The organism is Chloroflexota bacterium (genome assembly GCA_016219275.1).
Classification (GTDB): domain Bacteria; phylum Chloroflexota; class Anaerolineae; order UBA4142; family UBA4142; genus JACRBM01.
Window position 1 is genome coordinate 68,876 of record JACRBM010000058.1, and the last position, 26,505, is coordinate 95,380.

The 26,505-nt window shown below is 56.8% G+C and carries 22 protein-coding genes; 21 read left to right on the forward strand and 1 reads right to left on the reverse strand.

Annotated elements, in window-relative coordinates:
• Positions 1 to 134: 134 nt before the first annotated feature.
• The 21 genes from HY868_15990 to HY868_16090 all read left to right on the forward strand — a co-directional run bounded on the left by HY868_15990 (position 135) and on the right by HY868_16090 (position 25,368).
• Positions 135 to 1,916, forward strand: coding sequence for a PD40 domain-containing protein (locus HY868_15990; GenBank protein ID MBI5303637.1), 1,782 nt, complete (start codon positions 135 to 137; stop codon positions 1,914 to 1,916).
• Between the two features lie 39 nt (positions 1,917 to 1,955).
• Entirely contained in the window at positions 1,956 to 3,137 is a 1,182-nt protein-coding gene (locus tag HY868_15995; protein MBI5303638.1) for a nucleotidyltransferase family protein, read from the forward strand.
• A gap of 55 nt (positions 3,138 to 3,192) precedes the next feature.
• Complete coding sequence (locus HY868_16000; protein MBI5303639.1) at positions 3,193 to 3,498, forward strand: PqqD family peptide modification chaperone; 306 nt, start codon at positions 3,193 to 3,195, stop codon at positions 3,496 to 3,498.
• A gap of 11 nt (positions 3,499 to 3,509) precedes the next feature.
• A complete protein-coding gene (scmE, locus tag HY868_16005; GenBank protein MBI5303640.1) occupies positions 3,510 to 4,607 on the forward strand; it encodes a SynChlorMet cassette radical SAM/SPASM protein ScmE in 1,098 nt (365 codons plus the stop codon).
• A gap of 82 nt (positions 4,608 to 4,689) precedes the next feature.
• Positions 4,690 to 5,844, forward strand: coding sequence for a radical SAM protein (locus tag HY868_16010; protein ID MBI5303641.1), 1,155 nt, complete (start codon positions 4,690 to 4,692; stop codon positions 5,842 to 5,844).
• Positions 5,845 to 5,937: 93 nt separating this feature from the next.
• Positions 5,938 to 6,561 carry a signal peptidase I gene (locus tag HY868_16015; protein ID MBI5303642.1) on the forward strand — a complete coding sequence of 208 codons (624 nt, stop codon included), beginning with the start codon at positions 5,938 to 5,940 and terminating at the stop codon, positions 6,559 to 6,561.
• Between the two features lie 50 nt (positions 6,562 to 6,611).
• On the forward strand, positions 6,612 to 6,878 hold the full coding sequence (locus tag HY868_16020; GenBank protein ID MBI5303643.1) for a hypothetical protein: 267 nt from the start codon (positions 6,612 to 6,614) through the stop codon (positions 6,876 to 6,878).
• A 45-nt stretch (positions 6,879 to 6,923) separates the two neighbouring features.
• On the forward strand, positions 6,924 to 7,862 hold the full coding sequence (locus HY868_16025; protein MBI5303644.1) for a hypothetical protein: 939 nt from the start codon (positions 6,924 to 6,926) through the stop codon (positions 7,860 to 7,862).
• Positions 7,859 to 9,691, forward strand: coding sequence for an ABC transporter ATP-binding protein (locus HY868_16030; GenBank protein MBI5303645.1), 1,833 nt, complete (start codon positions 7,859 to 7,861; stop codon positions 9,689 to 9,691). Before HY868_16025 ends, HY868_16030 begins: the two co-directional genes overlap by 4 nt.
• A gap of 50 nt (positions 9,692 to 9,741) precedes the next feature.
• Positions 9,742 to 11,175, forward strand: coding sequence for a diguanylate cyclase (locus tag HY868_16035; protein ID MBI5303646.1), 1,434 nt, complete (start codon positions 9,742 to 9,744; stop codon positions 11,173 to 11,175).
• 53 nt (positions 11,176 to 11,228) lie between these two features.
• Entirely contained in the window at positions 11,229 to 12,632 is a 1,404-nt protein-coding gene (locus tag HY868_16040) for an O-antigen ligase family protein (GenBank protein ID MBI5303647.1), read from the forward strand.
• A gap of 14 nt (positions 12,633 to 12,646) precedes the next feature.
• On the forward strand, positions 12,647 to 13,462 hold the full coding sequence (locus HY868_16045) for a hypothetical protein (GenBank protein MBI5303648.1): 816 nt from the start codon (positions 12,647 to 12,649) through the stop codon (positions 13,460 to 13,462).
• A complete protein-coding gene (locus HY868_16050; protein MBI5303649.1) occupies positions 13,449 to 13,742 on the forward strand; it encodes a PqqD family protein in 294 nt (97 codons plus the stop codon). The genes HY868_16045 and HY868_16050 overlap by 14 nt, the downstream gene beginning before the upstream one ends.
• Positions 13,743 to 14,537: 795 nt before the next feature.
• Positions 14,538 to 15,350 carry a hypothetical protein gene (locus HY868_16055; GenBank protein MBI5303650.1) on the forward strand — a complete coding sequence of 271 codons (813 nt, stop codon included), beginning with the start codon at positions 14,538 to 14,540 and terminating at the stop codon, positions 15,348 to 15,350.
• A 226-nt stretch (positions 15,351 to 15,576) separates the two neighbouring features.
• Positions 15,577 to 17,088: a hypothetical protein gene (locus tag HY868_16060; GenBank protein ID MBI5303651.1), complete on the forward strand. Its 1,512-nt coding sequence runs from the start codon at positions 15,577 to 15,579 to the stop codon at positions 17,086 to 17,088.
• A 123-nt stretch (positions 17,089 to 17,211) separates the two neighbouring features.
• Entirely contained in the window at positions 17,212 to 18,291 is a 1,080-nt protein-coding gene (locus tag HY868_16065; protein MBI5303652.1) for a radical SAM protein, read from the forward strand.
• A 176-nt stretch (positions 18,292 to 18,467) separates the two neighbouring features.
• Complete coding sequence (locus HY868_16070; GenBank protein ID MBI5303653.1) at positions 18,468 to 18,659, forward strand: hypothetical protein; 192 nt, start codon at positions 18,468 to 18,470, stop codon at positions 18,657 to 18,659.
• 91 nt (positions 18,660 to 18,750) lie between these two features.
• On the forward strand, positions 18,751 to 19,251 hold the full coding sequence (locus HY868_16075) for a hypothetical protein (GenBank protein MBI5303654.1): 501 nt from the start codon (positions 18,751 to 18,753) through the stop codon (positions 19,249 to 19,251).
• A 134-nt stretch (positions 19,252 to 19,385) separates the two neighbouring features.
• The gene (locus HY868_16080; protein MBI5303655.1) at positions 19,386 to 22,319 is read left to right on the forward strand and encodes a hypothetical protein; all 2,934 of its coding nucleotides are present in this window, start codon (positions 19,386 to 19,388) and stop codon (positions 22,317 to 22,319) included.
• A 77-nt stretch (positions 22,320 to 22,396) separates the two neighbouring features.
• Entirely contained in the window at positions 22,397 to 23,236 is an 840-nt protein-coding gene (locus HY868_16085; GenBank protein ID MBI5303656.1) for a hypothetical protein, read from the forward strand.
• Positions 23,233 to 25,368 (forward strand): hypothetical protein, encoded by a 2,136-nt coding sequence (locus HY868_16090; GenBank protein MBI5303657.1) that lies wholly within the window; start codon positions 23,233 to 23,235, stop codon positions 25,366 to 25,368. The genes HY868_16085 and HY868_16090 overlap by 4 nt, the downstream gene beginning before the upstream one ends.
• On the opposite strand, the gene HY868_16095 is transcribed toward HY868_16090, so the two are convergent.
• On the reverse strand, positions 25,365 to 26,348 hold the full coding sequence (locus tag HY868_16095; protein ID MBI5303658.1) for a hypothetical protein: 984 nt from the start codon (positions 26,346 to 26,348) through the stop codon (positions 25,365 to 25,367). The two genes, HY868_16090 and HY868_16095, sit on opposite strands and share 4 nt — an antisense overlap.
• Positions 26,349 to 26,505 lie beyond the last annotated feature (157 nt).

A 26,505-nucleotide genomic window follows, 5' to 3' on the forward strand; every position in this document is an offset into this window, starting at 1 on the left:
TCTTTCATCCGCGAATCACTCGAATTTACGCGAACAAAGAACCCTGTATCGCAAAACTCGTTTTGCGGTATCGCATAGCAGATCAGCGCAGATGAGCATGATTCGCGGATCATTTTTACGAGTCAGGAAATAGTGTGGATCGTCTGACCAGTCGTTTGCCTTTTTTAGAAATTGGTTTGTGGATTCTGGGTATCGCCGTTGCCGTAATTATTTTCATAGCATTCGCGCCGGGCTTTGTCGCCGTGTTCGCCGGTTCAGCCACGCCAACACCGACCCCCTTGCCCAAAGCGACCGCCACGCCGCGCGCAACCTGGACGGCAGTCCCGACGTGGACGGGTATTCCTCTGCCGCCGCCGGTGACCGCGCGCACGCCGTTGCCGGTTCCCACGCCGCCGGCGAACGCAAAGGAATTCTCGTTTAACGCGGATCCTAAACGATCCGGTTGGCTTACGAACAAGGAAACCGGCATTCATTGGGGCGACCGCAACCTGCACGCCGGCGTCTATCGCGAGCAGGTTTTCCAGACCTTGTTGTACTTTGACGTATCGAACGTTGTCCCCGGTTCGAAAATCCTCTACGCGCAGGTCGAACTCGTTGGATTGAATCGCACTAACCTGGGCGCGCCGGGCGATTGGACGTTGCGCCTGTTGCCCGCCGATCTCCTCGCGAATTGGACGCAACGTCCCAGCAAAGATTTCCGCGATGCCAGTCCCCAAGCGGACATCGGTAGCGCGCTCAAACCGGAAGACCTTGCCGAAGATCGCGTGAACCAATTTATCTTTGCGCCCGCGCAATTGGCGCGTCTCGAAGAAATGGCGACGAACACCGGTCTCGTCGCGTTTCGTCTGGATGGTCCCGCCGGCGCAAGCGAAAGTTTATTCACCTGGGATGCTGGCGACCGCGATCCCAAGATCGGCGTGCATCCGATGTTGCGGCTGATCGTCGTGCCCGATCAATATATTTACATCACGCAGACGCCCACGCCGCAAAACGTGTTGACCGCCGCCGCCATCGTCGCGACGGCGACGGAATTTACGCAACGCTTTGGGACGCCCACGCCGTTTCCGCGCAAGTACGCGACGATGCTGCCCTTGCTGCCGATCACGCCGGTCCCGACGCCGGCGAACGCGGAGACTGCGACCGCGCGTGTGATGTACGCGACCGCGGTCGCGATGACGACCGGCACTCTGACGCCGACGCCGTTGCACTGGGTCACGACGACGCCGGTGCCGCTCGTCATCCCGGCGCAAAACCTCTCGCCGACTCCCATGCCGACGCGCACGCCGACGCCCTTGCCGATTCCACAATCGGCGAAGCGAACGATCCCGGCAGACTTGTACAACAAGATCATATTCCAACGCGGTCCGCGCTATGCGCCGACGATTTGGGTGATGGACCCCGATGGCAAGAACCTGGGTCTGGTCACGGATCTCGCAGTGTACGAAACGGTCGCCGCGCGCGACACGATTTCACCCGACGGTATATTCGCGCTGTTCAACGCGACCGACCCGAATCGTCCCGACACGCTGCAGATTTTGCGTTCCGATTTGCGTTTGCCGCTTGCGCCGCCGACGACGATGACCGCGTTGCGCGCCGGCATCGCGTTCGCGCCGGCGTGGTCGCCGGATGGAACCAAGATCGCGTACGCGAGCACGGAAACCGGGCGTCACGAAATTTGGATTCTCGATGCGAACACGCGCGTGACCAAGCAAATTACGTTCAGCACCGACTGGTTCTGGAATCAGTTTCCTTCCTGGTCGCCGGACGGCAAGCAGATTGTTTTTTCATCGGATCGCGGACACAACGGCGCGTTTACCGAAATCTGGGTGATGAACGCGGACGGCACGCGCGCGCGCAAACTCGGCGATGACGTGCAGGACGCGTGGGGTCCGGTGTGGATCAAGTCGAAGCAATAAGCGATGAGCGAATGGCGAATAGCAAATGGCGAATGGCGGATGGCGAACAACTCTGAGCGTGTGTTGACGCAATTGATTCGCGCCGCGTTTCCGTTTGACGGTGACGCGATTGGAATGCCTCAGGTTAACGCGGACGAGTGGATCGCCATCGCGCAGACTGCGCAACAACACAATCTTGCGCCATTGTTCTACGCGGCACTCTGGCGCTATGACGGCGCGCCCGAACCGCCAGGCGCGCTCGTCGAATCGTTGCAGACGGCGTATCATCAAACGAAAATCGCGAACTGGGTCGCGTTCCGTGAGGTCGGCGAGTTGCTCGCCATCTTCGAGCGCGAAAAAATCCCGGCGGTGTTGCTCAAAGGCGCGGCGCTCGCGAACACGCTGTACCCCAACATCGCGATGCGTCCGATGGGCGATATGGACATTTTGATTCACCGCGACGACGCGCCGCGCGTGAGCGACATTTTGACTGCGCGCGGTTTTACGACGACGTTAGAGCCAACCGAAAATTTCTACACGCGCTTTTCATACGACCAGGCGTTCGAGCGCGTTGGCAAATATCCGCTGATGATCGAAATGCACTGGCATCTCTTCAACCTGCCGTACTATCGCGAGCGAATCGCGATCGAGTGGTTTTGGCAACGCACGCTGCCGATGCGCGTGAACGATCAACCCGCGCGCGTGTTCGCGCCCGAAGCGCAGATCATTCACCTTGCCGCGCACGCGGTTTTGCATCACCAGGGACACGGCTTACTCGCGGCGTACGACTTGGCGTTGGTGCTCGCGCGTTATCGCGAGCAGATCAACTGGGACGATGTGATCGAGTCCGCGCGCGCGTTTGGCTTGAGCCGCATCGTGCAGTCCAATCTCGCGCGCGTGGGAGATACCTGGGGTGTGTCCGTGCCGAACGAGGTGCGCGCGCGATTGGCGCGCTCCGCCAGCGTGCGCGAACGTATCTTGTTCGCGATCAACACCGCGCCGCGCGTCGAGGCGCGCGATGTGTGGGATGGAATGAATCTGCCGAGCGGCAAATCGAGATGGCTGTACTTTTGGCACACCTTCTTTCCCAGCCGCGAATACATGCGGCAACGGTACGCCATCACCGACGCGCGCACATTGCCGTTGCATTATCTGCGGCGACTCGGCAGAGGCGCGGGCATGTTTGCCCAGTCCGCGGCGGCGATGGCGGGGAATGTGGTGAAGGTGTTGGGACGGACGTAATACCGCTAAACTTGTTTCCTTTCGTGCGGCGAAACAATTGACCAGGAGAATAACTTTGAAAGACACGGCGCTAAAATCACCGCGTTACATTATCAATCCCGATGTCGTTCTGCGCGAAGAAGATGAGGACGGTGGTCTGCTGTTCAATCCGGATACCAACCAAATTCGCGTGCTCAATCACACCGGCTTGTTCGTCTGGAAATTGTGCGACGGCGCGCACGACGCGCCGACCATCGCGAACGCGTTTTGCGATGTGTACGAGGACGTGCCGGAAGATCAGGTTGGCGCGCAAGTCAAGGTATTTATTGACGAGATGGTCGCGAACGGATTTATCGGCGTTGCGGAAGAACCATCTGCCTAGAAAATCAAACTGTGAGCAACTCGCCAACCTTGCCTCCCCCGCGTAATATGAATATCGCGCTCACGGGTCGTTGCAATCTGCGTTGCCAGTACTGTTTCTACGCGGACGAAATGACCGCGCTGCGCGATCTGCCGACCGAACGCTGGCTCGCGTTCTTCGCGGAACTGGGGCGCTTGAAAATCATGGACGTGACGCTCACCGGCGGCGAAGCGTTTACGCGTCCCGACCTATTCGATTTGATTGACGGCATCATTGCGAACCGAATGCGCTATAGCATCTTGAGCAACGGCACACTGATTGACGAAACGATGGCGGCGAAGTTCGAGATCGGGAAACGCCGCCGGCGATTGAATTACATCCAGGTCTCGATGGATGGTTCATGCGCGGAGATTCACGACCAGAGTCGCCCGAACAGTTTCGCGCGTGCGGTGCGCGGTTTGCGTTTGCTCAAACAAGCCGGCTTGCCAATTACGGTACGCACGACGATCAACCGGCACAATCTCCACGATTTGGAAAACATCGCGTGCCTGCTACTCGACGACATCGGCTTGGCGTCGTTCAGCACGAACGAGGCAATGCCGATTGGCGCAGGGTGCGAGAACCAGGGCGACGTGTCGCTCACGTCGCGCGAAAAAGCGGAAGCGATGGAGATCATCGCGCGCTTGCTCGAACGCTACCCCGGTCGTCTCACCGCGAACGCGGGACCGCAAGCCAAGCGCAAGGCATACGCGGAGATGGAACACGCGCGGCGCACCGGCGAGAAATCCGCCGGGTGGACGATGGGCTACTTGACCGCGTGTGGCTGCATCTTTTCCAATATGGATATTTTGCACGACGGCACGATCGTTCCGTGCCACATGTTGTCCGGCTTGACGCTGGGCAACATCGCGACCGATTCGCTCGAAGCGATTTGGCAAACGCATCCGACGTTGCGCGCATTACGCGAACGTCGCGCGATCCCGATGCAGCAGGTTGCCGGTTGCGCGAGTTGCGAGTGGGCGTCGTACTGCAACGGAAGTTGCCCCGGCTTGGCGTACCAATTGACCGGCGATTTCAACCGCGCGAATCCCGAAGATTGCTATCGCCATTTTTTGATAGAGACCACGTAACGCAAATTGGAAATTTGCGCCACAATATGGAGATGACGTAGGGCAAATTTCCAATTTGCCGCACAATACGGAGACAAACCTAGTGACCACAACTTGCGATCCAATAACCCCCGCGCAAACCATCGCGCCGATACAACTCGATTTGCCCGAAGGCGTCCCGCCGCTCACCTCATTGTACGTGTATGCCGCCGGTTCGTGCAACCTGGCTTGCCGGCATTGTTGGATCGTGCCCAAGTTTCAACCGGACGGCGACGGCGGTCCATACGTCAAACTGGAATACGTCGAGAAAGCGATCCGCGAGGGCAAACCGCTGGGCTTGCGCTCGATCAAATTAACCGGCGGCGAACCGATGTTGCACCCGCAATTCCGTGAACTTGTTTCTTTGATTAACGATGCCGGATTGGATATCGTCATCGAGACGAACGGAACGTTGGTGGATGATACGCTTGCGAAATTCCTGAAAGAAAAATCCCGCGTCTGTTTTATCTCTGTCAGTCTGGACGGCGTCAAGCCGGAAACGCACGATGCGTTGCGGAGTGTGCCAGGAAGTTACGACCGTGCGGTTGCCGGGATCAAGAACCTGGTCGCAGTGGGATTTCGCCCGCAAGTGATTTGTACGCTGCACAGGGGCAACGTCTCTGAGATGGCGGAGGTTGTGTCGCTCGCGGAAAAACTGGGGTGTGGCTCGGTCAAATTCAACCATGTTCAGCAGACTGGTCGCGGCGAAAGATTCTGCGATGACCAGGGTTTGGATGTTGTGGAGATTATCCAACTGTATCGCCGCATCGAAGATGAGATCGCGCCGCAAAGCCGAGTGCCGATTCATTTTGATATTCCCTTTGCATTCTTCCCGATTCGTAAACTGCTCAACGATGCGCTTGGCAGATGCACGGTCAAGAATATCCTCGGAATGTTGGCGACTGGCGAACTAGCGTTGTGTGGAATTGGCACGACAATCCCGGAATTGATTTATGGTCATGCCGAGACGAATGACTTGTATGAGGTGTGGTGTACTAGCCCTGGGCTTGTGCGTCTGCGCGAGCAAATTCCGTTGCGGTTGGAAGGAATCTGCGCGCAATGTCTTCATCGCGATATATGTCAGGGCGAGTGTGTGGCGAATAATTTTCACGTTGCTGGAAAGTTGAATGCTCCGTACTATTTTTGTGATCGCGCGAATGACCTGGGATTATTCCCACCGCCCAGAAACAAACAGCCGGTTGTGGCTGTGTGTGGATAACCAATGTCGCTGATCACCAAGCCCGGTATTATCGTGTCGCGCACCCAAAGACGAAGTAGACTGGGACGCGATTGATAAGGCAATGGCAAAGTAATGCGCGATGGAACACTCACCTGCTATTATCGCGGCGACAGCATGCGCGGCACATTTCGCCTCGGTGACCGCTTGCTCATCGCGCCAATGTCGCTTGGCGAGATTCGTCTTGGCGATGTTGTCGTCTTTCGCGCGACAAACCAGCGCGACGCGGCGGACGAAATCGTGCATCGCGTTGTCGCCATCACGTCTGCGGGCTTGGTAACACAAGGCGACAACAATCCTTGTTGCGACGCGTTCCCGGTAACCGCCGACAACTTGATCGGGCGTGTGACGCGCGCCGAACGCGATGGCAAGACGCGTTCGGTGCGCGGTGGGCGAATCGCGCTCGCGCGGGTCTGGCTCGCGCGTGCCAGGCGTCACGTTCGGCGAGACGCGTGGCAACTGATCACGTGGTCTGGGTATCGCGTCTATCGCTGGTTGCGCGATACGCGCATCGTTGCGCGCCTCTGGCACCCCGCGATCACGCAACTCACACTGACGACCGAGCAAGGACGCGTGGTCAAGTACGTGCTGCATGGGCGCACCATCGCCCGTTGGTGGCAACATACCAATCGCTTTGAGTGTGACAAACCGTACGATCTCATCCTCTCTCGACCCGATCCATCCGGTCGCAGAGTGTAGGGGCATCCTTCGACCAAGGTATTGCGCCTCTACTCAGAACGGAAGTGCATGTGAAAAAGAAAAATGGGCGACCGGTCTACGAGCCGCCACGCGCGCGCGATTTATCTACTCCCACCGCGAGCGGACTCGGTCCGCTGGGGATGTGCCTTGACGGCAGTACGCCGGCGGTAGAAACGTGTACCAACGGTTTTTTCCCGGCGCAAGACCCTTCGTTGTGTAGTCCAGCCGGCGCGGCGCCGCGCTGGGCGGGTTGCGCGAACGGCTCGATTCCATTCGCAGTGTGCTCGAACGGTTCAGCAGTGCCACGCGGCGGTTAGTTGCGACGCGCATTGATCCAATCCACTTTGTCCCATCGAGTTTAATTGTTCACCCAAACGCATCAAATCGCCGGCGTCACGTTTCACACTCAAGCCGAAACGACATTTCCCTTTCAAGACGCGTTCGCGCCTTTTCAAACGAACGCGCGCGCCAGTGATGTGCGTTGCCGGGCGCAGGTCGTTTCGCTCGACGCGTCGGCGATGCTCCCACTGACCTTGCCACCCGCTCGCCGCATCTCGCGCGACGTGGTTTTCTCGCGCGAAGAGTGGACCACCCCGCTCTTGCGTTCGCCGCTTGTGCAACACCGCTTGTGGGCGTCGCTCAATCAGCCAGAGCACAACCGCGTCGAGTTGCGCGACTGGGCAGTGACGCTGTTCGATTTCGCGCGGCGCGAAGTGGCATTATTCCACACGCTGGAGCATGACGAATTTCTCGCGCAGTGTTACGTGGGTCCCAGTTTGTTCGCGCCCTTTTTGCCGACGTTCGACGCGATGATGCTGCACAGTTCCGCCGTCGTCGTCGGTCAAGTCGCCGCGCTATTCTTTGCGCCGGACGAAGGCGGCAAGACGACGGTCGCGCGCACCGCGCCGCGCGCGGCGATTTTGTGCGACGATCAAAATATCATTCGCCAAACCGGCAACGCATTTGTTGTTCACAGCACGCCCTGGGGTTTGTATCACGATGGTCCGCGCGCCGCGCCGTTGGGCGGTATGTTCTTCTTGGAAAAGGCGGATCGCTTTGAACTGATTCCGCTGAAACGCACGGAGGCGATGGCGCACATTTGGAACGAGCACGCGAGTTTTCTCGCCGTGTTGCCCAAGCATCTGCGCGTGCGCGCGTTCGATCTCGTGTGCGAGGCGTGTCGCGCGGTTCCGACGTATCGAATGCGTTTCCCCAAAGATGGTGTGGATTGGCGCGCGATTGGCGCGGTGATGGAGAGGACCGCATCGAACGTGACAAGTCGTATCTCAGGAGAGACGTGACCACCTGGCTTGCCTATCTCAGACAAGGACTCGCGCGCACGTCGCCGGCGGACCGGCTCGCCGGGCGCGGGGGTTACGCCGGTGCAAAAGCGAATCTCAAGAATCTACAACCGTTCGTCGCGCGGCACTGGCGGCAAGGCGCGCTCGGCGCGCTCCTCATCCTTTTCAATGCGCTTCTCGCGTTTCCCGATCCGCTCATCTATCGTTTTCTGATTGACGATGTGATCCTGGGTCGGCAATTGAACTTGCTCGTCATCGCGCTCGGTCTGCTCGCCGTCATCAAGGTATTCGCGATGGCGTCCGGCACGTTACAGCAATTCTTCTTTACGCGCTTTGAACAGCAAGTGCTCCTCGACATTCAGCGCGATCTGCTCGACCGCACGCTGCGTTTCCCCAAATCGTTCTTTGACGACAAAGAGGTCGGCTATTTGATGTCGCGCTTGCTCTCGGACGTGCAGGGCTTGCGCTGGTTCTTTTCTAGCACGCTCGTCTATATCGTGACGAACGTTCTGCGTTTCATCGGCGGCGTCGCGTTCCTGTTTTATCTCGAATGGAAACTCGCGCTCGTCACCTTGATCGTACTCCCCGCGCTCGTATTTGCCGTGCGCTATTTCTCCGCCAAGCTGCGCGTCCTGAGTCACGCCAGCATGGAGCGGCAGGCGAACGTCACGCGCACAATGCAAGAATCGCTCTCCGCGACCGCGCTCATCAAAGCGTTCGCGTCCGAAAAGCGCACCGTCGCGCAGGTGATGGAGCAACTGAATGCCGCGCGGCAAATCGCGATGGAACAGATGACGGTCGGCACGCTCGCGAACCTCGCCATCGGTATTCTGCCGGACGCCGCGCGCGCGGTCGTGCTGATCGCCGGCGCGGTCTGGGTCATTCAGGGCGAATGGACGCTCGGCTCGCTCCTCGCGTTTCAAGCGTACCTGGGTTACGTGTACGGTCCCGCGCTTTTCCTCGCCTCCGCGAATCTGCAATTGCAAAACGCGCTCGCCGCGCTCGAACGCGTTTCGACCTTGTTCGACATCGTGCCGGAAGAAAACCTGGGTGTAGGCAAACGCGTCGCACGCTTGCGCGGCGAGATCGAATTCAGGAATGTGTCGTTCGCGTACAACGGCAGTGAGCCGGTCATCGAGGAAGTGTCGTTTTGCGCGCAACCCGGCGAACGCATCGCAATTGTCGGACCGAGCGGCGTCGGCAAGACAACGCTGTTGAGTTTGCTTCTGCGATTCTACAAACCGACGCGCGGCGAGATTTGCTTCGATGGCATCCCCGCTTCCGAGTACGCGCTTGGTTCTCTGCGCGAGCGCATCGGGTACGTCGCGCAGAGCACGGTGTTGCTTGCGGGCACGATGATGGAGAATTTGCGGTACGGCAATCCCGAAGCGAGCGAGCACCAAGTGATGCGCGCCGCGCAGATCGCCGGCATCCACGCGTTCATCGCCGATCTGCCGCACGGCTATCAATCCCAGGTCGGCGAGCGCGGCGTGAATTTATCGGAAGGACAGAAACAGCGGCTCGCCATCGCGCGCGCGCTGATCAAAGACCCGGACATTTTGATCTTGGACGAGCCGACCGCCGCGCTCGACGGCTTGATCGAGCGATCCATCTTCGACGCGTTGCCGGAATTCGTGCGCGGGAAAACCTTGTTCGTCGTCGCGCACCGGCTCGCGACGATTCAAAACGCCGATCGCATTTTGTTGTTGAATGAAAAACGTTTGGTCGCGTCCGGCACGCATCGCGAATTGAGCGCGCACAGCGAGTTCTATCGCGCGCTCGTCGCGACCCAGCAATTCACCAACCCGGCAATCGCGCCGGTCTCGTAACGTATTTCGAGAACGTCCAGTTCTGATCTCAACGAGGGAGCGTATTCAGCATGGAACTGTTCAACCGCGAATCAAAAGAACTCCATCTGCCCGAGGGCGCGGATCCAGCCGCGTTGGTGTATCACCATGCGCCGGATCCAATGTTCCTCTTCCGAGTGGGTTCCGATGGAGATTATCGTTGCATTTCGGCAAACCGCGCGTATTTGAATCGGATGGGTTTGTCGGAAGCGGAGGTGGTCGGCAAACGCATTGAAGAAGTACTGCCCGAATCGGAGGTCTCCTTCACCGTGGCGAAATATCGGCAAGTGAGCCAAGCCCGCCAACCGATTCGGTTTGAGAGCGGCGCGCGCGGGGCGTCGGTCGCGCAAACGACGCTCGCGCCGATTCTCGATGCGGCGGGGCATTGCGTTTACTTGCTGGGCATTGATCGCGATATTACCGAATTCAAACGCGCCGAAATCGCCGAACGCGAACGCCGGATTTTCGCGGAAACGTTACGCGGCATTACCGCGATGGTCAATGGCACACTCGATCTGGATCAAGTGTTAGAGCAGATCTTGATCAACGTTGGGCGGGTTGTGCCACATGACGCCGCGAATATCTTGTTGTTGGATGCGGACGGTTCGCTGCGTCTCGCGCGTGGTCGCGGGTACGAATCCTTCGGCGGGCGGGGCGATATGCAAGGTGCGCGGATCGAGCAGATGCCGTTGTTGAAACGAATGATCGAAACCCAGTGTCCGGTCGCGATTCTGGATGTGTGCGCGTGCGACGCCTGGAACGCGGATTTGCCCGGGACGGAATGGATTCGCGCGTATGCCGGTGCGCCGCTGCGGATGAACGGACGCGTGATCGGCTTTCTCAATCTCGACAGCGCGACGACCGCGCGTTTCACGCCCGTGGACGCGGAACGCTTGCAATCCTTCGCGGACCAAATCACGGTCGCGATTGAGAATGCGCGTTTGCACGCGCAGGTGCGCGAATTGGCAATCGTGGACGAACTAACCGGCTTGTACAATCGGCGCGGCTTGTTCCAATTCGGCGAGTACGAAGTGCATCGGGCGGTGCGCAACAAACGTCCGTTGTCGGTGATCTTGTTGGACATTGATCGCTTTAAGAACGTGAACGATACGTATGGACATTCCGCCGGCGACGTGGTGCTGCGCGATCTCGCGGAGTGTTGCCGCGAGGGCATCCGGGGGATTGACATTGTGGCGCGCTATGGCGGCGAAGAGTTCGTCGTGCTTTTGCCGGAAACGGACGTGAGTTCCGCCAAAAAAGTTGCCGAACGTTTGCGTTGCTCGATTCAAGAGACGCTCTTCATTGTCGGTTCGGCGGAGCGGGGGGATAGTGTTCGCATCACGGTGAGTTTGGGTGTCGTTGGGATGCATCCGGCGGTCCAGAAATTGGCTGCCTTGATCGAATGCGCGGATCACGCGCAGTATCGCGCCAAGAATAGCGGCGGCAACGCCGTGGTGGCGGTCTGAATTTGGAATTTGGAACTTGCAACTTCCAACCTCTAAACTCTATCCATGGTGAAATGATCGTTCTGACCAACCGCATCTCGCGCAGCGCCAGGTTTCTGCAACGCCGGCGATGGCTCATCTTGATGCTGGTCGCGCCCTTTTTATTTTTCCCCTCCCCTGATATCGCGCTCGCGCTTGTCATCGTGCCGGGGCTGTGGATTATTTTTTGGTTGGCGGGCGAGCAACCGTTTGCGCGCACACCGCTGAATCCGGCGCTGCTTGTGCTTTGCCTGATGATGCTGGTCAGTCTCGGCGTGACGTACGATGTAGGTGTGAGTCTGCCGAAAATTGCCGGCTTGATCCTGGGTATCGGCGTGTTCGATGGTTTTGCCAGTTATGCAAAGAGTCCGCGCGGTTGGTGGCTGTGCTTCCTGGTGTTCTTGCTCGCGGGACTGGGTGTCGCGGTGATCGGTTTGCTGGGCACGCAGTGGGCGATCAAGTTCGATGCGCTCGTGCCTTTCACTTATCGCTTTGAGCCGCGCATCGTCGGTCTGCCCGGCGCGGAAAAGGGCATTAGCCCGAACGAAGTTGCCGGCGCGCTGTTGTGGGTGATCCCGTCCTGGTTCGCATTCTGGTTGATCGGGTTGACGCAACTGAAACACCAAACCCCTGTGCCGCGCCGATGGCTTGCGCCGATCAACTTGCTGATCGGTGAAGCCCTGTTGTTTGTCGTTTTAGTTTTCCTGTTGTGCCAATCGCGGAGTGCGTATCTAGCCCTTGCCGTCGCGACCGTCTTGTTGGTTCTGTGGTTGGTTCGGCATCGTTCGCGATTGTTCGCGGGCATTTTGATCGCCATCGGAATCCTGCTCGTGACCTTCGCGTGGCGCTACGAAACCGACCCGTTGTTGCGCGAGGCGCTTGGCTCGTTCAGCATCGGCGGCGCATCGGTCTCGCTCGATACGTTCAACGGTCGCGCGGTCGTGTGGTCGCGCGCACGGATGGGCATCGAGAAATATCCGCTCACGGGCATGGGGATGAATACGTTTCGTTACCTCGTGAATACGCTTGAGCCGGACGATCCAATTTACGTCGGGCGCGATATCGCGCACGCGCACAACGAGTATTTCCAAGCCGCGCTCGACCTGGGAATTCCTGGGTTGCTCGCACTGGTCGGAATCTACGCAATCGCGTTTTGGATGTTGCGCCAAGTGTGGCGTCAAGCGACGTGGAAATCTGCCGGCGCGCCAGACTCCACTTGGTTGACGCCGCGCGTCACCCAGGTGCTCGTCCTGGGATTGGGACTTGGCTTGTTCGCGCACCTGCTGTACGGATTGACCGAGGCAGTCGCGTTGGGCGCTAAACCGGGCATCTTGTTTTGGATGCTCCTCGGGTTGGTGGCGGGGTTGTATCAGCAAGAAGAAATCGGCTCGCGGGTTTTGGCGAATAAAAACCATCCGCGTCCTGAATTACCAGGTTAAAGAATGTGCCTGCGATGCCAAATGTGATCGAACTTGATATTGCCGGAATTCGCGTCGCGCTTGATATCGCGGATGCGGCGATGCGCGTCAAGGTGCGCGAACGCTACGCGGCGTTTATCGTCGCCGAGGGACGACCGCAAGTTCGCGTGCGCGTGGAGGTCGTCGCCGAGGCACGATTTGTGCCGGCGCGTCCAGGACCTTGGGTCATCGAAACTGCGCTCGCGGGCAATCGCCTGACCTATCGTTCGTACTTTGATGCCGGGTGGGTAGACCTTGACGGCGGCGAGGGCGCGGTCAAGATCGCGCCGCACGCCGATGTCGAAAACTTTTTGCGCGTGCTGTACGCGCATCTCTGTTTGCGCGCAGGCGGACTGTTGCTGCACGCGGCGGGCGTGGTCAGAGATCAGGCGGGCTATGTGTTCTTCGGCGAGTCCGGCAGCGGCAAGACCACCACCGCGCGGTTATCGCTCGACCTGGGATGCGCGGTGTTGAGCGACGACCTGGTTATCCTCAAAAAAGACGGCGACTCGTTTCGTGTGTTCGGGGTGCCTTTTCGCGGTGAGATGATGGAAGCGCCCCGGACGAATCTTTCCGCGCATCTGGCGGGACTGTATGCGCTCGCCAAGGACACGCGCCATTACCTCGCGCCGGTCGTTTCATCGCGCGGCGTGTCCCGGCTCGCAGCGTGTGTGCCCTTTGTGATGAGCCAGCCGGCTAATGCCGGACGCGTAATGAAAATTTGCGCAGACTTGGTCGCGCATGTCCCAGTCCGCGAGTTACACTTTAGCCGCGATGACGGCTTTTGGAAGGTGATTGATGAACTTGACTAGTTATCCCGTGCCGCATTCCCAGGTTGCCGCGCAGATCGTGGATGATGAGGCGGTGATCGTTTTGGCGGATGCCGGTGAAGTGACCGTGTTGAACCCGGTGGGTACGCGCGTATGGGAATTGATAGACGGCGCGCACACGGTTCAGCAGATGGTGAACGTGATTGCGGATGAATTTGAAGTGACGCCCGAACAAGCGCGAGAAGATGTGGAAGAGTTTTTGGAAACGTTAGCGCAAAACAAGATGGTAGTGTTTGATGACACACCACGTCACCCAAGTTGAGTAGGATTGGGAGCGTGGGGCATATCATTTGTTTGGCTTGGAATGGTTGAATTCATTGAATTATGTTGAGAGGCAACTATGGCAAAACCAATTCGTTTTTCCCTAATTGTAGTTGTGTGGTTAGCTGGGTTGTTGCTGTTGACGCCAAAAAGCGCTTTGGCAGCAACCTGTAATTGGACTGGAAATGTTGATAGCACTTGGGCGACCATTGGAAATTGGGATTGTGGTCAAGTGCCGGTGTCCGGCGATATTGCGGTGATTGGTCCCGCAATTAACAGCCCTTTGGTAAGCACAAGTACCACGGTTGGAACTATTATTATCAACAGTGGCGGTATATTGACGTACAGCGCCGGCAGCGGAGTATCCTTTTCAATAACTACGTTTACAATCAATGATGGAGGTAAGTTTATTCATAACCGCGCAACAACTGTTCCTATCACTGGGAGCAATAGGACCTTCAGTTCCGGAAGCACAGTCGAGATACAGGACTGGGCAACAACTACATCCTCGGCGTTACCCACGTTTGGCAATGTCATCATCAACTCGGCTAGCACGATTCAATTCGCTGGGTACTTGAGTGTCGTGAATGGAACGTTGACAAAACAAAACACAGGTGAATTGCGACTGGGAACCACGCATGCTGTGAGTGTCACCATCGGTGGTAATTTCGATCTTCAAGGTGGGACGGGAACGATTCAGAGCGGCAACACCTCAAATACCGCTACAATGTCTCTGAACGGGAATGTTTCGATTGCGAGTGGGGCGACTCTTCAACGAGGAAGTTCCGCAAGCGGTTTGTGGAGTCTTGATGTCAAAGGCAATTGGATCAACAACGGCGGTACCTTCACTGCCGGCACAAGCACTGTCGGCTTCAACGGTACCTCCGCGCAAACGATTAGCGGCACAACCACCTTCAACAATCTCACGATCAACAATGGAACCGGGGGCAGTACGACACTCGCCGCCGATGCTACCGTCAACGGAACATTGACGCTGACCACAGACCTTCAGACTGCTTCGTCCAACAACCTCACCCTGGGCAGTAGTGCGACCTGTTCAGGCAACGGCGATGTGTTGGGCAATGTGAAACGCACTAGCATCAGCGCCGGCTCGACCTATTGCTTTGGCAATCCGAACGTGTCCATCAATTTTGCCAGTGGAACGTTCGCGTCGCCCAGCATCGTGATGTCGCTGGTCAAACCCAAACCGGCGAATGCCGATTTCTCGAATGCGGTCAATCGTCTGTATTCCATCAATGCGAACGGCGTTGATAGTTTCACCGCGACGTTGCGCTTGCACTATCTCGATGCGGAACTCAACGGCAACACGGAAGGCGCGACGCTGGCGCTCTGGAAATTCGTGGGTTCAAACACGTGGACCAAATTCGACAACACCAACAACAACACGACGAATAACTGGGTGGAGCATAATGCCATCACTGGTTTTTCGTCCTGGGTCTTGTCGAATAATGCGCCGGCATCGCCCACCCCCATTACGATCGCGAGCATGGAAGTGGAATCCGGCGGACCCGACCTGACGCACGCGACGGTAGCCATCGGCGCGCTTGGCATTCTCGCGTTCGGCGCGATCATCTTTGCGCGAAACTAGGAATAGGCGCGTTGGCGCGGGAACGCAAGCGCCAAGGTAGCGCGGCGCGAAAACGGCGTTAGACGCTTCGCGCGCCTATTCCTTTTCAAGCAATTACGGAATTTGAGAATCGAACTTGCAAGACAAAACATCATTTGGTCGGCGAAAGTTTTTTCGCTTGCCTTGATATTCCAGGGTGATTTTTTCAGTCCAACATTCGTGAACGAGAATCTTTAAGGAGATTATCATGCTTCGACCCTATTCAGATCGGCTACGCACGCGTCTAGTTCGCTCCCTAGTTTTTGCCACGTTCTTGCTCGTACTCGGTATCCTCTTACTTGCTCTGCCCACAGCAGAACCCGTGTTCGCGGCAAGCGTAGGGATTGATCAGTGCGCCAATGGTGTTGCGGGTACCAATCCCCAGAGTTGTTCTTGGACAACCGGTATCGTCGGCAACTCCAATTCGTCGTACATCGAAGGTATGGCAAGCCCGCAGCGGTTTCTCTTGTCCAACTTGTACAGCGGTTCCGCCGGCAGTCAATGCAACAACACCACAAGGGTTTGTAACTTGACCTTTTCCGCGAGTTGGACTGATGGAACGAAACATGGCTACGACATGCTTGTTTCGTGGGACCAAGCCGTCGTGATCAATAAGCAGATCGCCGGCGTTTCCAATTTCTATCTAAATCCATGCGCCGGTTACAACCCCGGCGATACGGCTACCTGTACGGATGTTTATACGACGAACCAAAACATCTATAACGTTCCCTTGCCGGATGATTCATTTGTAAGCGGATCGTTTCAGGTGGATGGAAGCACGCAATCGCGCATTAACGCGTTCGAAGGATTGTATGGTGACCGTCAACTTCGCATCTATGCCAACCAACCGATTACCAGCGCGGTCATGCTCCTATCCCATTGCACGAATAATCTTTCTTCCTGCGGCATTGCCAACGGCTCAGATACCTCTGGGCAGACCGTGATCTCATACACGTTGATCTATACGACGAATGCAACCGATGCACTTGTGACCTTCGCGGGTCATTTTGCGTTGAGTGGTAACCCGCGCATCAATCCGCTGACATGGGGTTATTCGAACGGCTCTGGCGCGATCGGTGGCGCATCCTGGCATGTGAAGGACCCAAAACTCAACTATACGGGTGGTAGTCAGGATAATCAGGCGCAATTGTTCGAGGGAAGCGCGTATCCGATTGACAGTGGTACCCGCGCCGGCGGCGGCACGGTGACGAGCGGAGCAATTACCGACACGGTGTGGATGACGAATACAGCCGCGGGCGCATCTGACATTGTTGGCAATGTTCATTTCTATGTCTGCGCGGATACCATCGTTCCGTTTTCGCCTCCACTATCCTCCACGCTTCCGTATGGATGTCTCACGACAACAAGTGGTGCGGGCTATACGGTAACCGACATTGGCACCAAGACCTTGAACGTTGTCAACGCGGGAAATAAAAAGAATAGTTCGGTAACATCGGCGGTTTATACACCGACATTCGCCGGACGTTATTGCTTCTTGACGGTGTTCACTCCAACGGATGCAATTCCTTACAACTATAACGTCATGTCCGACACGAACAGCACAAGCGAGTGTTTTGAGTATAACAATCCTACGCCACTTGGCGTGTACTCATTGAGCGCGAGCAGTGGCACGGATTGGACGATGATGGTCGTCGCCTTTGGGTTGCTCGGCATCGTTGTGAGCGTTGGCGTTCTGAAGTTTGGCTGGCGTCGCAACTAGCGCGAGAATCAAACCAGGTTGAGCGACTCGACAATGCTACCGTCCACGCCCGTTGATAATAGGCTGCCCGATCTCGTAGACGCCCCGTCTCAGAATAACCCCTACGCGCGGATTCTTGCCAAAATGGCGAAACAACATCGCCTTGTTGCCGTGCATTGGGAATTAACTTATCGGTGTAACGAGACCTGCGCGCACTGTTACCTCGAAGCATCCCCACCGCTTGGCGCAATACCAGGCGAATTGACGACTGTTCAAGCCAAGCAAGTCGTTGACCAAATTGCCGGGATCGGCGCGTTGCAAATGACCTTTTCCGGCGGCGAGATCTTGGTGCGACGCGATTTTTTCGAGATCGCCGAGTACGCGCGCCGCAAGCGTTTGGCAATTCGTCTGATGACGAACGGCATCCTGATCAATCCCCGGCTCGCCGATTGCATCGCGGCTTTGCATCCAACCGGCGTCGAACTCTCGTTATATGGCGCGGATGCCGCGACGCACGACGCGATCACGCAACGTCCGCGCTCGTTTGAACTGACCCTCCGCGCGTTTCGTCTTTTGCGCGAACGCGGTGTCCATACCGTGATGAAAACACCGCTGATGCGCGAAAACGTCCGGCAATTGCCTGCGCTGCGCGCGCTTGCGGCAAATGTGGGTGCGACGTTTTATTACGATCCAACTATCACAGCAAAAGATAACGGGGACACGAGTCCGGTAAAGCATCGGCTGACGTACGACGACCTGGTGTCGTTGCTACGCGCGGAAATCAACGCCGATGATTTTGCGCTTGCTCCGCTGCGGGATGATACGCAAAATCCTTGCGCGATCGGTTCGAGCAGTCTGGTCATTGATCCCTACGGCGCGGTTTTTCCGTGTCTCCAAACGCGCATTCCGGCTGGTAATTTGCGCGATCAATCTTTGAAAGAAATCTGGGATGGCGCGCTAGTCTTCCGGGAACTCGGCGCGCTGACCTGGTCGGAATTGCCAATTTGCCGGACATGCGAACTGAACCGACTTTGCACGCGTTGTCATGGCATGGCGCGTGAGGCAAACGGCGATCTTCATGCGCCGTCCACGATCCATTGTCGTGATGCTTTAGCGCGGCGTCAGGTATTGGTTGAGAAAAAAATCCTACCCTTGGATTTTCCAATTCCGGCGCATCTCCAAGATTATCTATTCGATGTCGCGCGTCATGCCGACTTTTCCTGATTCGATGTATAGATCTTCTGACGATTCAATCGCGGCGCGTCCCATCGAGATTAAGGTTTGCTCTTGGAAGGCGCTCACGTTCAGACATTGCATACAACGTCTCTACGTGAGCCATGATCCTAAATCGTTAACAGCACATCTAAAGTTACGACGATAATATAGCAAGGAGACATTTCATGAATGAGATGAACAAGGCGCACGACAAACCAATTTCCAAAAAGAAACCTTACACCAAACCGCGTATGGTGTACAAACAAAAACTTGAAGCACGCGCGTCGGCATGTACTCCAATCGGTGTTGGTTACGGTAAAGCCACAACCGGCGGACCCTTTCAACCTGGCTATCAATGCCAAAATCTCTTCAGTTGACCAACTCTCGCCAGTCGGACGCGTCGAAATAGATTGCGTATGACCACGGGAACGAACCCATCGCGCAACCAGCGCGATCGCTAAAGGGGTTGTGAGATTCTTGCTATCGGCTCGCTTGAGCGCGGCATTTTTGATTCTCGTCGCCATTCTCGCGTTGGCGTATGCGATTCACGAATACCTGGCATCCAATCGTCCAAAGAACCCCCTCCCATCTTTCGTTATTCTCCGATGGTCAACGCGGCATGAAGTCAATACGTTGGGCTATGTCATCTATCGCGCGGAAAGCGCCACCGGTCCTTTTACGCAAATCAATCGTGAGCTTGTGCTTGCCGCCAACGATCCATATCTCGGCGGAACGTACACGTTTACCGACACTGAAACGATTGCCGGCGTGACTTATTATTATCAACTCGAAGATGTGGACTTGAATGGTGAACACACGCGGCAAGACCCGATTGCCGTTATCGCGCACGGGGCTAGCCCGACCATTTTTGGACATCCACTCCCCGAAATGATTCCGCTCATCGCGTTTTTGATCGCCGCCGTACTCTTGTTGCTTGGGACCACGTTATGGATCACACGCGGAAAATAATGTTCCAGAAACGGAGAAAGGAATGTAATACCAAAACCTGGATTGCCACCGCGTTCATTGGACTGGTTGGACTGGTTTCTCTCGTCTTATTGACAACTCAATCCACCTCGGCTCAAACCGAGATGAAGGATGGTTTGCGTCTCATTAAATCGGACACAAACAGCGTCGTCTTCGAGTTGTCGGTTCCAACTTATCAACTCGCGCGGCGAACCTTCAATGGCAATGCGTTCGACGCGCTGTCCGCGCCGGGAACACAGTCGAGTATGGATGTGCCGGGCAATCCCCAATTGCCGGTTCGCGGCGTCTTGATCGCGATTCCTCAGGGCGCGGACATTTCGGTCCGAGTGCTTTCGCAAGAGGCGGTCGAAATACCAGGTCGCTTGAACCTGTCGCCGATTCCAATGCCGCGCGTAGATCGCAAAGGATATGATACCAAGAGTTATAATTTCGTCGGTGAGGACTATCTACCCAACCGCCAATCCTATGCGCGAAACAGTTTCGAGCCGGCGTCCGTAGCGCAGGTTGGCTCGACCGGTTTTCTGCGGAGCCAGCGTTGGGCGCAAATCACCTTGTTCCCGTTTCAGTACAATGCCGCGCAGCAGCGCGTGCGTTGGTTCAAGCGAATGACGGTCGAAGTTCAATTTACTTTTCCGCATGGGCAGACGCGCCAAGCCCTGGGCGAATCGCGCGATGAAGGTGTCTTTGAACGCGTTCTGAAAAATCAATTCTTGAATTATTCCGCCGCGCGATCTTGGCGAATGCCGCGAACGCCAATCGTTCAGTCAAAACGCGCGAGCGTCGCGTCGGGCGATTTCAAAATCGCGGTCAATCAGAACGGGATCTATCGTTTGACTTTTGCCGCGCTCACAGCGGCTGGCGTACCAGCGTCAGTTGATCCGCGCACCTTCAAGATAAAAAAGAATGACACGGAAATTCCGATCCAGGTCGCCAACGAATCTGCCGGCGTTTTCAATTCGAGCGTCTATATTGATTTCTATGGACTTGGATTGAACACGGTCTATACGGACACGAATATTTATTGGTTGTCCTACGGCGGTTCGAACGGCGCGCGCATGTCCACCCGCGATGCAACTCCCACCGCGTCGCCGCCGGCGACCAACACATTTCGAGATCGCTTGCGCATCGAAGAAAATCATTTTTACGTGGGCGACCGACCGCACGGCAACGGTGATCACTGGTACTGGAATGTCGTGACGACCTATCCGGTCGCGAATCAATTTTTCATCCAATCGCCCTCCACGTACACGTTCACATTGACCGATGCAAGCAATACCGGCGCAGCCACATTGCGGAGTAACGTCTTTGGCGCGGCGGGGAATGTGAATGATGCAGTTCCGCATCACGAGCAAATCTACATCAATGGCATCCTGATCAAGGATGACCTCTGGACGGGCGACATTTCACGTCAAACGGAAACGATGTTCACTCAATCCTGGCTGATTTCCGGCACGAATTCGATTTCGCTCACATTGCCGAACGATACCGGCTTGGGATACGACACGGTTTTCACGAATTGGTTTGAGCTGGACTATGACCATCAGTACGCCGCGCGCAATAATTATCTAGCGTTTGCGTCGGATGTGACTGGCACGGTTCAGCTCACGGTCACGAATTTTGCCGCCAGCAATGTGTCGCTCTACGATGTAACCAATCCTGGCACGGTCATCCGCCTGATGAATTTCTCGGTGAGCAATCTCGGAAGCAATTATGCGCTCGCGTTTTCCGACAACCTGGGATCGCCCGCTCAATACGTTGCGCTAACTGACCACGCCGTAAAATCACCCTTGAGCATCACGCGCGATGCTTCCACATCCGATTTGAGAAACACCATGAACGGCGCGGATGAAATCATCATTGCGTCGGATGATTTCTACAGCGCCACCGCGCCGCTCGCGGCGTTGCGTTCCGCGCAAGGATTGCGCGTCTTGCGCGTCAACATGTCGGACGTGTACGATGAATTCAGCGACGGGGTGTTCGATCCGACGGCGATCCGCGCTTTTCTCCGTTACGCGTACGCAAATTGGCAAGCGCCCGCGCCGGCATACGTTCTCCTCGTCGGTGATGGTACGATGAATTATCGCAACGATCAACCCAACAATCTTGGACCAGGGTTTACCTCTGTCGCTTATGAAGCAAACTATGTTCCACCTTACCTCGATGCAGTGGATCGGTTCATCAATGAGACCGCAACCGATAACCGTTTCGTGAACCTGGTCGGCGATGATCTCACGCCCGACATGGCGATTGGGCGGCTACCCGTGCGGAGCGCGGCAGAAGCGCGCGCGGTGATCAGCAAGATCATCGCGTTGGAACAATCACCGCCGCCCGGCGATTGGCACACGACGATTGGCTTTGTCACCGACAATTATTATACGTCGAGTGGCGGTACGGATTTAGCCGGAAATTTTTATGCCACCGCGGATGGCATCCTTGCCAGTTTCATTCCGGCAACCTATACCGTGACGCGGGCGTATTATGACCCCGCGCCTAGTCCGCCAAACCCAGGTTATGCCTGGCACTATACATCGGTTGACGCTGCACGCGCCGCGATCGCGACGACATTGAACGCGGGTGGACGATTCATCAATTATTTTGGTCACGGTTCGCAGTTCCAATGGGCAGGCGAAAACCTGTTTGGAAATTCCGGCTCAACGCTGAACCTGTTTGACACGATCAACAATGGCGGACGAACACCCATCATGCTTGAATTGACCTGCAAAACCGGGATGTTTCATCTTGCCGGCGTGACCACCCTGGCGGAAAGTTTTATCCGCGCGGACGGGCAAGGCGCGGTGGCGGTTTGGTCCTCGACCGGCTTGGGTGTCAACGATGGACACGATGTGCTTACCCAGGGTTTCTATGCGGCGATTTTTAACGGATCGGTGGAGACGATTGGTTTAGCGATCAATTCGAGCAAGACGAGTTTGGTGGCGATGGGCGGGCATTCCGATTTGGTGGACGAGTTCACTCTCTTCGGCGACCCAGCGAGCGCCGCGTTGGCGTTTACTCCCAGGTTAAAATTTTATTTTCCGTTGATCTCGCGTTGAACCGAGTTGCGAACATGAGACTTTTGTATCATAAGTCAATTCTAGCTGGTCCGCGCGCCTGGAGTCGCGCGTTTACCTTGGGCATTACATTGTTGCTGACCGTGCTCGTCATGCAGAATCCGCCGGGCGTATTCGCCGATGTGACGATTGCATCCTTCGCTGCCCAGGGCGGCGCGGGGCAAATCAAACTTGTCTGGACAACGTCATCCGAGCGCAAGAATTGGGGCTTTAACGTCGAGCGTTCGACCGATCAAAAAAATTGGCTGCATGTCGGGTCGAATCCAAGTACGAAAAGCCAATCGCCGTGCATTCAAAATGTGATGGGCGCATCGTATGAATTAACAGACGCGGGTCTGACCGCCGGCGTCCAGTACTATTATCGTTTGCAAACGTACGGTCAACCTTGCGGCGATACAAGCGCCTATTACGAACAAATCGTTTCGGCGGTGGTGAATGGACCTACGGCGACGCCGACGGCGAGCATCGCATCACCCGCCGCAACCGCGACCACGCCTGGGATCGCAACACCAATCCCCAGCGCGACCGGGTTGCCTTTGCCAACCGTCACCCCAAGTCGCACGCCGGCAAACCCGATAGCCACATCAAGCAAAACACCCGCCAGACTTGCGGTTGCGCCAAGCCGAGCCACTCCAACGCCGGCGAATCAAAATGCGATGATACCATTCTCGCCGTCCGTTCAGCCATCGCCGGTGGTCGAGGCGCGCTTGGCGTCGCGCGAAGACCCTGCCGATAGCGAAGACCTGACCACACCGCCCGCGACGCAATCGAGGATGCTGGACTGGCGCGCTTTAGTTCGCGGCGGAGTCATTGGCGTGGCAGGGCTGCTCGGATTCGCGTCGTTTGTTTGTGGCGCGCTGGCATTTTTCTTGTTCGTCCGCCCGCATCTTTGGCGATGATTTTCCCCGCACGAATTTTTCTCCTCGCAACCTGGGTCTTTCTGCTGACGGCTTGCGCGTACTCTCCCGCGTCCATTTCTTCACCGCGTTACAAACTTTTCGTTTCGGAAGATGGTTTTCATCGCGTCTCCGGCGCGGCATTGCAAAGCGCCGGCGTAGATGTCGAAAAGATGGACGCGACAACCTTGCAACTTTATCGCGGCGACCGCGAGGTGGCGATTCGCGTACAGGGCGAAGGAAAGAACCTCGCGCTCGATTTCTATGGGCAAGCCAGCAATTCGCCGTACTCCGCGTACAACGTGTACTGGCTAACCTGGGGCGCGCAATCGGGCAAACGGATGCGCGAGATTGACTTGGCGGAATCCACCTCAGCACCGAGAACCATGTTCGATGCTTCGATTCGCCTCGCGCCCGCGCGTGTGTACGCGCCCCAGGTTGGCGCGACGAATTCGTCCTGGTTTTGGCAATTGCTCAATGCGCCGATGACGACGACGATTCCGATCACCTTGCCGGGGGCGATGCCGGACCAAGCGCGTTTGCGTGTGAGCGTTCAGGGCAACAGCGACGATGCGGGCAAGCCCAATCATCATCTGCGCGTATTTTTCAACGATATACCTGTCGCGGACGAAACATGGAGCGGACGGGCAAGCCATTCCTTCGCAGTAACGATTCCCGCTACGGTTGTGCGCGAGGGCGCGAACACGGTGCGCCTGGTCGCGCCCGGCGACACGCGCGCGATTGCGGATGTGGTTTTGCTCAGTTCGATTGAGATGTCGTACACGCGCCGCCTGATCGCTCAAAACGATGCCCTGGAATTCGGCGCAAGCCAGGGAACGCATCGCGTCGAAGGATTCAACGGCGAGGCGATTGAACTTTACGACATCACGGACCCCGGTGAACCGCGCCGCGTCGCGAACGCTCACGTCGCGTCGGGCGCGCTCACTTTCGTTAGTGGAGATTCTGCGTCGCGCCGATGGCTCGCATTGAGTTCATCCGCGCCGCGATTTGCGCCGCACATCGCCCCGATGCCGCCGACAAATTTGCGTGCAATCGAAAACCAGGCGGATTACGTTATCATCACGCACGCTGCGCGCGATTTTGTGAACGCGTTGCAACCACTCGTGGAATGGCGCGCCAAGCGTGGATTGAGAGTGCGCGTCGTGACGACGAATGAAATCTACGATGAATTCAATTATGGCGCAGAGTCGCCAAATGTGCTGCGCGCGTTTCTCGATTTCACACAACGCGAATGGTCCAAGCCCGCGCCGCGTTTTGTGCTGTTGGTCGGCAAAGCGAGTTACGATTATCGCGATGTTCTCAACGCGCCGAACAAGAATCTTTTGCCGACCTTTCTCGTGGATACGCTCAACTCGGAAAAAAACGCGAGCGATAATCAATTCGCCGCGACAAGCCAGGAAGACATTCGCCCAGCGTTTGCGATTGGACGCATTCCCGCCAAGACGCCCGACCAGGTTGCGCGCGTTGTGAGCAAGATCATTGCCTACGAATCCGGCGCACGCACGACAGATTGGCGCGCGCGCGCGATTTTTGTCGCGGACGACAAAGCGCCCGATTTTACGCTCATGTCCGACGCGCTCGCCGCGCGTTTGCCGGCGGGAATGCAAACGCGGAAAATCTATCTCGCAGGGCGAAGCGGCGACGTGAAAAGCGCGCGTGCGGATTTGATCGCGCAATGGAATGCCGGCGCGTCTCTGGTAACGTATGTCGGGCATGGCTCGGTTGACTTGTGGGCAACGGGTCCGCTATTCGGACCGATGTATCTCGGCGAAATCAGAAACGGCGAGCGACTGCCGATCCTTTTCACGCCGACATGCTTGGACGGATTTTTCTATCATCCGCTCAAGGATTCGCTCGCCGAGGAATTATTGTTCAAATCGGACGGTGGAATTATCGCGGGGATTGTGCCGACCGGGATTTCATTTTCGAGCGCGCAGAGCGAATTGATGCACGCGCTCTTTGGCGAATTGTTCGAGCGAGCCGCGCCGACACTGGGCGAGGGACTCACGCGGGCAAAGCAAAAACTCGATGCGGATTCGCCCGCGGTGCGCGAGGTGATCGAGACATTTGTCTTGCTGGGCGATCCCGCGCTCGCGTGGCGCGTGGGAGACTAGCGCGCGCGATACATCATGCCCCAACTGGTCAAGGTGTTGCCTGAGAAATCCAGCAGCGGTGCGTGACATTCGGATTGTCCACCGGTCAATAACGGGTCGCTCGTGTCTACACGCGGCGCGAACCACGCATACCGCGTAACCATCGCGTCGTTATCCAATTCGGCGATCAATTTCTGCGCGTCATTCATCGCGTCGGCTTGCGTCACTCCGAAGCACGCGCGATTATCCGGCACGGGGAACGCAAATTCGGTGATCCAAATCTCGGCGACGCCAAATTCAGTCGCGCGCGCCTTGTACCAATTGATCACTGCCTTGGCGTCGTTGTACGAGAATCCGTACCAATGCGCCGCCAATGCATTAAAGCGCGGGGGCGTCCGATATGCCGCGATGTAAGCATTCCGAAATTCGATCAGCCAATTCAAATGTGCTTGCGATGGAACCGGCGCGACCAGTTTTTTGTTTGGGAACTGCGCTTCGATCTCACGCCAAAGTGGAACGGCTTGCGCGGGCGTCAAGCATGCCTGGTCGGGACACAGGTCGGGTTCGTTGAATCCGAGAATCCACTGCGAGTTGCCGCCGACCTGTTTGGTCTGCGCCCATTGGCTCGCGTCGCGGATCATCGGGATGCTCTCGAGCGCCGCGTTGCAAATTTTTGGATTCATGCCCCAGTCGTACACCCACTTGGCGCGGACTGCTTGTGCGTCTTCACAGTACTGATACGTCCATGCCAACCCTTTCTTTTGCGATACGGCTGGCAAACTGATGTTTGTCATCGGCAGAAAAGATTTGTAAACGGTCTGTTTCGCCGCGTCCGCGCGTGCGATGATTGGTTTCGGCGGGACGGCATCGGCGTGAGTGGACAGTGCGGTCAATAACATGGCGAGAGTCAATAGCGCAAACGCCAAGCAGAATTTCGCATAACTTTTCCAGCGTGACGGTTCTGCTTGGTCGGCAGATTGTTCCCGTGTCTCGTCAATCATCCCCAACCTCTCCAGTGCTCAGCGCGGTTTGCACGTCCGCGTAGATTTGTGCGCCAACAAAAAATCCGCTCCGAGTAACCGAAGCGGAATGGCAGAGGCGCGCGCGACGATTGGGATGCCCGCAAAAAAAATTGCCAGACCGATGAAATTGGTCTGG